Below are 11,856 nucleotides of genomic sequence, written 5' to 3' on the forward strand. Positions count from 1 at the left end.
GAAAAATTGACTACGCATGCTGACACATAAATATTGCCTAAGCAATATCAAACACGGGGCTGACCTCGCGTTTTGCCGGCGCCCATGAAAAAAGCCGCTGCCCATGCAGGCAGCGGCTTCATCGATGCGTTTCCAGCCGGCGACAAGGCCGGCTGTTACTCTTATCAGGCCAGCGGATCGATCACGAAGGCCGGCATCTTGCCGTTGCCGTTCGCCGTTTCCAGGAACTTGTCGGACGTAATCAGCGCTTCGTTGATGGTGACGTCCATGTCGAGGTAGCGGTAGGTGCCCAGGCGGCCGACGAAGGTGACGTTCGGCTCGTTCTGCGCCAGCTTGACGTAGCGTTCGAGCTGTTCCTTGTCGCGCGCCATGCGGATCGGATAGTAGGGAATGTCGTCTTCGCCGCACTGGCGGCTGAATTCCTTGTACAGGACCGTGCCTTCGTGCTGTTCCCACGGCGAGAAGTGCTTGTGCTCGGTGATGCGGGTGTAAGGCTGTTCGTCGTCGCAGTAGTTGACGACGGCATTGCCCTGGTAGTCGCCGGTGTCGCGGAACATTTCGAAGTCCAGGGTGCGGTAAGGCAGGCGGCCTTCCACGTGGCCGAACCAGGCGTCGATCGGGCCGCTGTAGAACACGTGGTCGTATTCCGATTTCTGGGCCGGGTCGAAGCGGGTGTTCAGGTGCACGGTGACGTTATCGACCTTCAGGATGTTTTCCACCAGTGCGGTGTAGCCTTCGGCCGGCATGCCCTGGTACTTGTGGTTGAAGTAGTTGTCGTCGTAGTTGAAACGCACCGGCAGGCGCTTCAGGATGCTGGCCGGGAGTTCCGACGGCTGCAGGCCCCATTGCTTGACGGTATAGGTCTTGAAGAAGGCTTCGTACAGCTCGCGGCCGACGAAGCGCAGGGCCTGGTCTTCGAAGGTTTGCGGGTCTTCAATGGTCTTGTCGCCCAGCTCGGCCAGGAATTCCTGGGCTTCCTTCGGACGCAAGGTCTTGCCGAAGAACTGGTTGATGGTCAGCAGGTTGATCGGCAGGGTGAACACCTGCTTGTTGGTGATGGCCTTGACGCGGTTCACGTAGGGCTTGAACTCGGCGTAGCGGTTCACGAATTCCCAGGCGCGTTCGTTATCGGTATGGAAGATGTGGGGGCCGTACACGTGCACCATGACGCCGGTTTCGGCATCGCGTTCCGAGTGGCAGTTGCCCGCGATATGGGGACGCGATTCGAAGATGGTGACCTTGTGACCGGCTGCAGCGAGCTGGTTGGCGATGACAGCTCCGGAGAACCCAGCGCCGACAATGGCGATATTCTTTGTCATTTGATTTCCTAAATGTTTATGTGCCATCTCTTACGGCGGTATTGACCCGGCGTCCGCATGTTGTTATTTGCCTGGCTTGCCGCTCGACAAGGAAAACTAGCGGCCCCAGCTGTTGGACGCGGCTGCCAGCGGCAGGCCGTGATCAGGACGATTATACGGAGTTGTGCATTTTTGCTATGTTCGATTGAGCACACGACGTATTTGTGCAACAGACAACATTTTGTTTTTTTGCACATGCATATGAGCAATGAAATGGTGTATGCAGGCATACTGGCGGGCATGGCATGCGCATGCCGCCGCCTGGTGCACTGTGCAATGCATTTCGAGTCAAACCGTCAAAAGGAGTGAACGTTGTCTACCCGCCCACTGGTCCGTACCGTCCTGAGCAGCCTGGTCGCTGCCGCCCTCGCCTTCCCTGCCGCCGCCTTCGCTGCGGAACCGGCATGGGTTACCAAGAGCAACGACAACGCCAAGGTCTTGTTGAACGTGCTGGCCAAGTATTCGCCGGAAGGCGCCAGCAACCTGGGCGTGGAAGGCTACGATGAACAGATCACCGACATGTCGCGCGACCAGTTCGAGGCCACCAACAAGGACCTGCGTGCCGCGATTGCCGAATACCAGAAGCGCCTGAAAGCCGAGTCCGATCCGAAGGTGAAGCAGGACCTGGAAATCCTGATCGGCAAGGCCAACGACCAGATCCGCACCGCCGCCCTCGACCGCAAGTACTTCATGCCCTTCATCGACCTGACCGGCATGATGTTCGGCGTGATGCGCGCCACGCTCGACCCGCGCATCCCGAAAGACCGCCAGCAGACCCTGCTCGTGCGCCTGGAGAAGTACGCCGGCCTGGCCAAGGGTTACCGCCCGGTTACCGACCTGGCGCACGAGCGCCTGCAGGAGCGCCTGAAGGCCAACAAGAATCTGCTCGGCCCGTACAAAGGCGAAATCGAGCAATCGCTGAACGACGCCCCGACCCTGATCAAGGGCATGCGCGACCTGCTGGCCAAGAGCGGCCTGCAAGGCTGGGAAAAGAGCTTCGGTACGCTGGAACAACAGCTCACCGCTTATAACGCGCGCCTGAAGGCCGAGCTGCTGCCGCGCGCGCGTACGGATCACCGCCTGCCGGCCGAGGTGTACGCGAACAACCTGCGCGAGTTCGGCGTCGACATCAGCCCGCAGGAACTGATCGCCAAGTCGCTGACCTCGTTCGCCGAGATCCGCAACCAGATGCAGATCACCGCCGGCCTGATCGCCAAGGAACGCGGCTTCAAGGATGCCGACTACCGCGCCGTGATGCTGCAGTTGAAGAAAGACCAGATTCCGCTGGATAAAGTGATGCCGATCTATGCCCAGCGCCTGGCATCGCTGGAAGCCGCCGCGCGCGAGCAGCACATCGTCACCCTGCCCCAGCGCAAGGCCGTGATCCGCCTGGCCACTGCCGCCGAGAACGCCCAGCAGCCGGCGCCGCACATGAGCCCGCCTCGCCTGATCGGCAACACCGGCGAATACGGCGAATTCGTGCTGACCACGGGCATGCCGCCGGATGCTTCCGGCAAGACGATGGTGTTCGACGACTTCACCCACGAAGCCGGCACCTGGTCGATCACGGCGCACGAAGCGCGCCCGGGCCATGAACTGCAATTTGCCAAGATGATCGAGACCGGCGTCTCGACGGCGCGCGCGGTGTTCGCCTTCAACAGCGTCAACGTGGAGGGCTGGGCCTTGTATGCGGAAGCGGAAATGCAGCCTTACGAACCGCTCGACGGCCAGCTGTTCGCCCTGCAAGCCCGCGCCATGCGCGCCGCCCGCGCCTTCCTCGATCCGATGGTGAACCTGGGTGAAATCACGCCTGAGGGCGTGAAGGCCTTCCTGATGTCGGATGTCGGCTTGTCGGAGGGTATGGCCACCCAGGAAATGCAGCGCTACACCTTCCGCGCGCCGGGGCAGGCGACGTCTTACTTCTACGGCTACCAGCGTTTGATGGAAACGCGCCAGGCGGCCGAAGTGACGCTGGGCAACAAGTTCGACCGCCAGAAATTCAACGACTTCGTGCTGGCCCAGGGGCTGGTGCCGCCTGCGCTGCTGCGCAAGGCGGTGATGGAGGAATTTGTGCCGGCGATGCGCAAGTAAGCGGCATCGATGCAAGAGAATGGCCGGGGTGCTCGCGCATCCCGGCCATTGTTATTTGCGGCGGCATTGACCGTACGGTGGGGTGTTTGAGGCTGGGGGCCTCAAACACGAAGTGCCCACGCGGTTACGTGCGCGTGATTACACCCATGGCCGTAAATTCTCGCTCGCGAATTCAGCCACGGACGGCACGACATGCATGCGTTTCGTCCGTCTCATGTTTCGCGAGCGAGTCGGAGCCGCCGGCGGTGCAAGGAAATGCACGTAACCGCGTGGGCACGGGGTGCCCACCGTACGGTTGAAGCTGCAAGCCAAAAAAATGATCGGCATGCGCAAGCATCCACGAACACATCGAACGAAGCCGCAGGCCGAAAAAAATGGCCGGCAATGCGCAAGCATCCCGGCCTTTTCATTCAGCAGACAAATCAGCCGCGCGTCGTTACCGGCTTCGCCGTCCCATTACGCAGCGACTCGGCAATCACGCCACGCGCCGTGCGTTCGGCCTCCTTCTGCACCCCTTCCATCTTCTTCCCGACCGCTTCCATCTTCTTGCCGGTCGCTTCCATCGGCTTGCCCGCGTCTTCCATCTGCTTGCCGATCGCTTCCATCTTGTCGGCATTGAAGGTCACTGCAGCCAGCGCCATCTTCGCGCCGAGCGAACCCATCGAACCGCCCTGGCGGCCCATCTCGGCGCCATGCTGGCCCATCTGGGCGCCCAGTTCCTTCATCGGCGCCCATGCCGCGTCCATGCGCTGCAGGGCGGCTGGGTCCTGCACGATGTATTCCTTGCCGCCGTCGCGGAACCAGAGGAAGTCGCCCTTCACGCTGCGCTTCAGTTCCTTAACGCGTTTCTGGTCGGCGTCATTGCCCGTGATGACGTTGCCGCCGTCGCGTACCAGCGCGAACGGTTCGCCGCCGTCGCGGACGGTCATGGTGCGGCTGATCGTCACGTCGTTGTCGCCGCCCAGCGCATGGGCCGGCAGCAGGGGCAGCGCGCAAGCGCCGGCCAGCACGGCCAGCAGCAGTGGACGGGTCAGGGAACGGGAAGCGAAACGAGAGGTGGGCATGTCTTTCTCCATGAATGGATTGTCGATGGAGAAAGAGTAGAACAGGCGGCTGGCGCCTGCCCGCATTCTGCGACGAACGGTCGCTTTCGCGGAACAGGCGACAGATTGACAGCGGAATCAGTACACCACGACCGAGCGGATCGACTCGCCCGACTTCATCAAATCGAAGCCTTCGTTGATGCGGTCCAGCGGCAGGTGGTGGGTGATCAAATCGTCGATGTTGATCTTGTTTTCCATGTACCAGTCGACGATCTTCGGCACGTCGGTACGGCCGCGGGCGCCGCCGAAGGCCGAACCCTTCCATTCGCGGCCGGTCACCAGCTGGAATGGACGGGTCGAGATCTCGGCGCCGGCTTCGGCCACGCCGATGATGATCGACTGGCCCCAGCCCTTGTGGCAGCACTCCAGCGCCTGGCGCATGGTGTTGACGTTACCGATGCATTCAAAACTGTAATCCGCGCCGCCGTCGGTCAGCTGGACGATGGCGTCGACCACGTTCTCCACCTGGGTCGGGTTGATGAAGTGGGTCATGCCGAACTTGCGCGCCATCTCTTCGCGCGCCGGGTTCAAATCGACACCGATGATCTTGTCCGCGCCCACCATCTTGGCCGCCTGGATCACGTTCAAACCGATGCCGCCCAGGCCGAACACGACCACGTTGGCGCCCGCTTCCACTTTCGCCGTGAAGATCACGGCGCCGATGCCGGTGGTCACGCCGCAGCCGATGTAGCAGATCTTGTCGAACGGCGCGTCCGAGCGCACCTTGGCCAGCGCGATTTCCGGAACCACGATGTAGTTCGAGAAGGTCGAGGTACCCATGTAGTGGTAGATCGGCTTACCGTCGAGCGAGAAGCGCGAGGTGGCGTCGGGCATCAGGCCACGGCCTTGCGTGGAGCGGATCGCCTGGCACAGGTTGGTCTTCTGCGACAGGCAGAACTTGCACTGGCGGCATTCCGGCGTGTACAGCGGAATGACGTGATCGTCCTTCTTGACGCTGGTGACGCCCGGGCCGACGTCGACCACGACGCCCGCGCCTTCATGGCCGAGAATCGCAGGGAACAGGCCTTCCGGATCGGCGCCCGACAGCGTGTAGTAGTCGGTGTGGCAGATGCCGGTGGCCTTGACTTCGACCAGTACCTCGCCCGCGCGCGGGCCGTCGAGTTCGACTTCCTCGATCGTCAGCGGCTGACCCGCTTTCCATGCAATCGCTGCCTTGGTTTTCATGCGTGCTTCCTATGTAAGAAAAAGAATTTTGCCATCATACCAAGCCGGGGCGAAGCTTGCCGCGCCCTCTCCTATTTGGACGAAGGCTGCATCGTCAGCCCGATCAGGCGCGCGACCACCGAGGCCAGGTACATCACGCCGACGAACATTTCGATGCTCGTGATTGCGCGCGCATGCACGGTAATCGGAATCACGTCGCCGATGCCGGTGCTCGACAGCAGCGCGAAGCTCAGGTAATTCAGCTCGGTCCAGGTGCGCGGCAAATCGCCGTTCACCGCCGAGGCAAACGAGCCCGGCACCAGCGCCTGCACCACGATGTACAGGTGGGTAAAGCCCCAGGCCAGCAAGGTAAAGGTGGCCCCGGCGGCGAACAGCTCGTCGCGCGTGACCTTGCGGTCTTCCAGCATGTAGGCGATCAGGCTGCCGGCCGCGTAGAAATAGAAAAACGCTTCCAGGCCCGATGACCAGGGCTGCAGGTAGGCGAGACCGAACAGCATCTGGGCCGACAGCAGCGCGATGATCGGAACCGCGAGTGTGGCGCTGATCCAGGTGTGGCCCGGCGTGCGGCGCACCATGTTGGTGGTGAAGGTGAGGATGACGATGCCGAAGGCATTGAAGGCGAAGTGGCCGAACTGGGTGCGTTCGAGGAAGGGATACAGCGCCATGCCCAGCAGCTGCGCCATCAGCAGGATGGCGGACGGGTGGCGCCGGGTATGGGCAAGCATGCGGAGCAGGCGCATCGTTCTTGTTCGGTCAGGGTCGAAGTGCGCCTATTGTAAGCAAAGCGCGGCAAGATGCTGGCACGATCCGATGGCGATGCCCACAAAAAACCCGCCTCGCGGGCGGGTCTGGCATGTTGCACGGATGGGGTCAGAACTCTTCCCAGTCGCTGCCGCTCACTACCGGCTCCTTGCGCACAGGCGCTTGCGGCCGGGCGGCGGGTGGGCGTTTGGCTGGCGCCGGGGCCGGCAGCTTCGATACGGCCGGGCGCACCGGCACGGCAGCCACGCCTTGCCCTTCGGCCAGGCGGAACACGGCTACCAGCTCGGCCAGCCTTGCGGCCTGGTCCTGCATCGACTCGGCAGCCGCCGCCGCTTCTTCGACCAGGGCCGAATTCTGCTGGGTTACTTCGTCCATCTGGGCGATGGCGCCGTTCACCTGCTCGATGCCCTGGCTCTGCTCGGACGTGGCTGCGCTGATCTCGGACACCACGTCGCTCACGCGGCGCACGCTCTCGACCACTTCCTGCATCGTCGATCCGGCCTGCGCCACCAGCGCGCTGCCGGCGTCGACCCGCTCGACCGAGGCGCCGATGAGTTCCTTGATCTCTTTCGCGGCGCCGGCCGAACGCTGGGCCAGGTTGCGCACCTCGGAGGCCACGACCGCGAAGCCGCGTCCCTGCTCGCCGGCGCGCGCCGCTTCCACCGCCGCGTTCAGGGCCAGGATGTTGGTCTGGAAGGCGATGCTGTCGATGACGCCGATGATGTCGACCACCTTGCGCGAGGACTCGTTGATCGCGCCCATGGTCTCGACCACCTGCGCCACGACGTCGCCGCCGCGCACGGCCACGCTCGAGGCAGCGGCGCTCAGGCCGTTCGCCTGGCGCGCGTTGTCGGCGTTCTGGCGCACGGTCGAGGTCAGCTCTTCCATCGAGGACGCGGTTTCCTCGAGCGAGGACGCCTGCTGTTCGGTGCGGCTTGACAGGTCCTGGTTGCCGGCATTGATCTGGGCCGAGGCGGTGGCAATCGTCTCGGTGCTGCTGCGCACCTGGCTGACGATGCCAGCCAGGCTGTCGCGCATGGTCTTGATCGCATACAGCAGGCTCGTACGGTCCCTGGCGCCGGTGTGGATGTCGACGGCGAGATTGCCGGCCGCGATCTGGCCCGCGACCTCGGCCGCGTAGGCCGGTTCGCCGCCGAGCTGCTTCAGCAGGCGGCGCGTGATCATGGTGGCGGCCACGATGCCGGCCACCAGCGCCAGCGCGCCCAGGGCCAGCATCGCGTTGCGGCCAGTGACATAGGTCTGCTCGGCCGCGTCATAGGTGGTCTGCATGGTGCCGCCCTGGTGCTCGATCACCTCGTTCGAGGCGATGAAGACCGCGCTTTGCAGCTTGCGTGCGGGCCCCATCAGGTAGGCGGTGGCGGCATCGCGGTCGCCGCCGGCGTGCAGCTTGAGCACCTCGTCCATCGCGGCGATGTACTCGGCATAGGCGGCCTTATAGATCTGCAGGTTCTGGACGCCCTTTTCCGACTTGATCAGCGTGCCCAGCTTGCCGAACATCTCGTCGGATTCCTTGCGCGCGGTGGCCAGGGCCGTGAAGTTCTTCTTGTTCGCTTCCGGATCGTTCACCAGCAGCACGTCGCGCACGGTGCGCGCGGTGCGGTTGATGCGGTCGGCCAGGCTCTGCGCCAGCACCACCTTCGGGTACGCATCGGTTGCCATCAGCCGGGTGCCATCGTTGAGCGCGCCGAGCTTGCTGATGCCGAGGACGATCACGGCCACCAGCATGGCCAGCACCAGCGCGAAACCCAGCGCCAGGCGGGTTCCCACCTTCATCTGTTTCATCGTCTGCTCCGGCGCCGCGTCAGGACGCGATACTATCGATGACGCCCATTTCCTCGGACGACATCAGGCGGTCGATGTCGACCAGGATGATCATGCGCTCGTCGACCGTGCCCAGGCCGATCAGGTAATCGGTATTCAGTGCGCCGCCCATGTCCGGGGCCGGCTTGATCTGGTCGGCGGTCAGCGAAATCACGTCCGACACCGAATCGACCACCATGCCGACCACGCGGTCCTGGATGTTCAGGATGATGACGACGGTGAACTGGTTGTAGGTCGGCGTGCCCAAGTTGAACTTGATGCGCATGTCGACGATCGGCACGATGGTGCCGCGCAGGTTGACCACGCCCTTCACGTGCTCGGGCGCGCTGGCAATGCGGGTCACGGATTCGTAGCCGCGGATCTCCTGCACTTTCAGGATCTTGATGCCGTATTCTTCGTTGCCAAGCTTGAAAGCCAGGGCTTCGAGCACGCCATCGTTCATCAAGGTATTGTCCATTTGCGGTCCAGAGAAGTAAGAAAAGTCCGGGCCATTATATATTTTTGCTTTGCAGCAATAAACAAGGAATGCGCGGCCAGCTGTATTGCTGTCTCGCTGGTGCAACTAAGAGTGATATGAATGTTAATGGTCGTAGCTCAGCACGCGCAGCAGTTTCCACTGGCCGTCCTCGCGTTCCCACACCATGGAAAAGCGGTAGATGCTGCACTCCTCTTTCTCCGCCGGCGACGGCTGGTTGCAGAAGCGATGCTGGCCGATATGCATGGCGTGGTTCGGGCCGGCCGGGAAGACCTCGACCGTCTCAGGCATGGCGTCGCGCCGGATCCGGTTCGGCGCCCGGAAATTCTGCTCGAAGGCGGCGATGTTCTCGGCGTAGCCGGTGAGGCCGGTGCGGTCGTGATAGAACTCGAGGCGGGTGCTGAACCCGGCTTTCATCGGCGCGATGTCGCGCTGGTTCAGCCCCGCGAACAGGTGCGCATCGGCGGCCGCGATCTCGGCTTCGAGCTGACGCTGTGCCGGCGCCTTGTCGGCAGCCCATGCGCCGCTGCCGGCCGCCAGCAGGCAGGCCGCCATCATCCATGTCGTGTTCATGTCGGGTTTCCTTTCTTGAAAACCCGACAATGCCGCAGCGCTGCGCCGCTCGCATCCGCTATCCGACGAAGCGCCGGCCTGCGATGACGAATGGGGCGCCAGCCGGGATCAGCGGTTGCGCCAGGCGCCCGCCAGCATGTGTGCGAGCAGGTCGGCATACGACCAGCCGAGCGCACGCGCGGCAATGGCCGACAGGCTGTCCTGGTCGTCGCGGCCGGGCCGCCCGGCGCCGGTCATGTTCGGCTTCATGTTGACGTCGAAGATCAGGTAGTCGCCCTGTTCGTTGGCGCGGCAATCGATGCGGATCGCGGCCCGCGCGCCGATCCGGACGAAGGTGTCCGCACAGGCCTGCATCAGGCGCCGGACCGGCTGCGCCGCGCACTCATCAGGCGTCAAGGCGGCGCTGTTGGCGGTAACGGCCACCGTGCCGTTGTAGGGCGCAATGCCGTCGGCGTGGTTGAAGCGCCGCACCGGCGGCAGCACCAGCGGCTGGCCGCCCTCGCCTGCCTGTGCCGGCAATACCGTCAGGGTCAGTTCTTCGCCTGCCAGGTACTGCTCGACGATCGCGCGGTCGCCGAACAGCGCATCCTCGAACAAAGCCGCCAAGGCGTCGGCCAGCGCCGGCCAATCCGCCACACGCGACACGCCCTGGCTGCCTCGGCCGCGCACCGGCTTGACCACCAGCGGAAACGCCAGGCCTTGTTCGCCCAGGACCGCCGGCGACAGCGCGGACAGCGCGGTCGCATCGGCGCTCTCCGCTTGCGCCACCAGGAGCGAGCGCGCTACCGGCAAGCCCGCCGCGTGCAGAAGCGCATTGGTGGCGAACTTGTCGTCGACCGCCTGTTGGCGTTCGGGCGGCTGGCCGACGATGAAGTGGCTGGCCAGGAAGGCTTCGATCGGATGGCCCGCGAACAGGACGGTGTTGGCCCAGATGATATCGGCACCTGCTTCGGTGGCGGCCAGCAGGCCTTCCCGCGTGTCGGGGAAGACCCAGGCAAAGGCGTCGGCCGGATCGGGATCGGCTTGCGGCGTCACGATGTCGTAGCCGGCCTGGCGCAGGGCAAAGGCGATGTCGGCGCCGCTGTCGGAATAGCCGCCGGGTTTCGGGTCCTTGCGCAAGCCGTCGATGACGGGTGGCGGCAATGCCTGGTAAATCAACGCGATACGTTGGGAACTGTCCTGTTTGATGGCTTCAATGCGCATGCTTCCCTTCCTGCTTCGTCTGATGCGGGGATGGTAGGCTTTAATCCTTCGGCCTGGCAACGCAGTTGGAAGACGCGCAGGACCAGCGGATGCTCACCTGCCGCATCGAAGACGGCGAGGCGGCGCTTGCCGAAGCGTTTGTCAGCCAAGGCCAATGCACGGATCACCGGGTTGGCATGCCCGAACATGTCCTCGACCGCCATGCTGAGACTGGCCAGCAAGTCCTTGTTGATTTTCTCGAGGAGCATGTGGCCGCTCGCTTCCATGATCGGCCAGACCTGGTCGTACGCCGCTGCCCAACTTGCGCCACGATCGTTTGCCGCGCGCGCTGTTGTTGCCAACATGGACAAATAGGTCATGGAACCTGCGCTGAAGATTCTTTCCTTGTCAAAGCTCATCCAGAACTCGCCTTCCTGGTCGTGGGAATGGCGGTAGCGGGTCTGGTTCAAGTCGAGCCTGTTGCCCAGGCCAGGGGCAAGGCGATCCCCGAGTTGCTTTCTCAATTGTGACCATTGCATTTGGGGCGCCCTTTCCTGGCACGTACTGCGACACGATCGGCAGTTTCCTGAACAGCCAGGCCTCTTCAAACCTGGGTGACACAAGTATAGATGCTTGGTCGACCTGACAATCCGCTTATTCTGCCCTTCCTGCGAACAGCATGGAAAAGCGCCGCGCCGCGCTTTCCGGATCGGCCTCGCCGTAGACGCCCGTAATCGCCGCCACCATATCCGCCCCGCGTGCCACCAGCGGTGCTGCATTCTGTGGCGTCATGCCGCCGATGACGACGAGCGGCAGCGCCAGCTCCGCGCGCGCCTCGGTCAGCAGCGCCGGCGCGGTGACGAACGTGTATTTTTTCACCGGCGACGGATAGAAGCCGCCAAAGGCCGCATAACTGGCGCCGGCCGCCTGCGCCGCGCGCGCCAGCGCCAGCTCGCCGTAGCAGGAGGCGCCGACGATCTTGTCCGCGCCGAGCAGGCGCCGCGCATGGTCGACCGCGATGTCGGTGCCGCCTACATGCACGCCGTCGGCATCGAGGTGCATGCACAGGTCGACGTGGTCGTTGATGACCAGCGGCGTGCCATGGCGGCGGCACAGCGCCAGCAGCGCCGTCGCCTGTTCGATCCGCAGCACCGCATCGGCATCCTTGTGGCGGTACTGCACCAGCGCCGCACCGCCGCGCAAGGCCGCTTCGGTGGCGGCCAGCAGGCGGTCGGTGTCGTTCCAGTTGGGAGTAACGAGATACAGGCCTCGCATGTGGCTATCC

11 protein-coding genes are annotated in these 11,856 nt (G+C 63.6%); 1 reads left to right on the top strand and 10 read right to left on the bottom strand.

Annotated features, from left to right (window positions below; translation table 11 throughout):
- Positions 1–164 precede the first annotated feature (164 nt).
- A complete protein-coding gene (gene glf, locus LK540_RS15050; RefSeq protein ID WP_229438118.1) occupies positions 165–1,319 on the bottom strand; it encodes a UDP-galactopyranose mutase in 1,155 nt (384 codons plus the stop codon).
- Positions 1,320–1,670: 351 nt separating this feature from the next.
- Between glf and LK540_RS15055 the strand changes: the two genes are divergently transcribed.
- Positions 1,671–3,449 carry a DUF885 domain-containing protein gene (locus LK540_RS15055; RefSeq protein ID WP_229438119.1) on the top strand — a complete coding sequence of 593 codons (1,779 nt, stop codon included), beginning with the start codon at positions 1,671–1,673 and terminating at the stop codon, positions 3,447–3,449.
- Between the two features lie 422 nt (positions 3,450–3,871).
- Here LK540_RS15055 and LK540_RS15060 read toward each other — a convergent pair whose 3' ends face one another.
- The 9 genes from LK540_RS15060 to thiE all read right to left on the bottom strand — a co-directional run bounded on the left by LK540_RS15060 (position 3,872) and on the right by thiE (position 11,846).
- Positions 3,872–4,513, bottom strand: a complete 642-nt coding sequence (locus tag LK540_RS15060; protein ID WP_229438120.1) for a hypothetical protein — start codon at positions 4,511–4,513, stop codon at positions 3,872–3,874.
- Positions 4,514–4,630: 117 nt separating this feature from the next.
- Positions 4,631–5,737, bottom strand: a complete 1,107-nt coding sequence (locus LK540_RS15065) for an S-(hydroxymethyl)glutathione dehydrogenase/class III alcohol dehydrogenase (protein ID WP_229438121.1) — start codon at positions 5,735–5,737, stop codon at positions 4,631–4,633.
- 71 nt (positions 5,738–5,808) lie between these two features.
- Positions 5,809–6,462, bottom strand: a complete 654-nt coding sequence (locus LK540_RS15070; RefSeq protein WP_229438122.1) for an ion channel — start codon at positions 6,460–6,462, stop codon at positions 5,809–5,811.
- A gap of 145 nt (positions 6,463–6,607) precedes the next feature.
- A complete protein-coding gene (locus LK540_RS25350) occupies positions 6,608–8,302 on the bottom strand; it encodes a methyl-accepting chemotaxis protein (protein WP_307729182.1) in 1,695 nt (564 codons plus the stop codon).
- Between the two features lie 19 nt (positions 8,303–8,321).
- Positions 8,322–8,798 carry a chemotaxis protein CheW gene (locus tag LK540_RS15085; protein ID WP_229438123.1) on the bottom strand — a complete coding sequence of 159 codons (477 nt, stop codon included), beginning with the start codon at positions 8,796–8,798 and terminating at the stop codon, positions 8,322–8,324.
- Positions 8,799–8,921: 123 nt separating this feature from the next.
- Positions 8,922–9,389 carry a nuclear transport factor 2 family protein gene (locus tag LK540_RS15090; protein ID WP_229438124.1) on the bottom strand — a complete coding sequence of 156 codons (468 nt, stop codon included), beginning with the start codon at positions 9,387–9,389 and terminating at the stop codon, positions 8,922–8,924.
- Between the two features lie 108 nt (positions 9,390–9,497).
- Complete coding sequence (locus LK540_RS15095) at positions 9,498–10,592, bottom strand: biotin carboxylase (RefSeq protein WP_229438125.1); 1,095 nt, start codon at positions 10,590–10,592, stop codon at positions 9,498–9,500.
- Positions 10,544–11,110, bottom strand: coding sequence for a hypothetical protein (locus tag LK540_RS15100; RefSeq protein ID WP_229438126.1), 567 nt, complete (start codon positions 11,108–11,110; stop codon positions 10,544–10,546). The genes LK540_RS15095 and LK540_RS15100 overlap by 49 nt, the downstream gene beginning before the upstream one ends.
- 115 nt (positions 11,111–11,225) lie before the next feature.
- Positions 11,226–11,846, bottom strand: a complete 621-nt coding sequence (thiE, locus tag LK540_RS15105) for a thiamine phosphate synthase (protein WP_229438127.1) — start codon at positions 11,844–11,846, stop codon at positions 11,226–11,228.
- Between the last annotated feature and the right edge of the window lie 10 nt (positions 11,847–11,856).

It is taken from the genome of Massilia sp. IC2-278, from assembly GCF_020708045.1.
Taxonomy (GTDB): domain Bacteria; phylum Pseudomonadota; class Gammaproteobacteria; order Burkholderiales; family Burkholderiaceae_D; genus Telluria.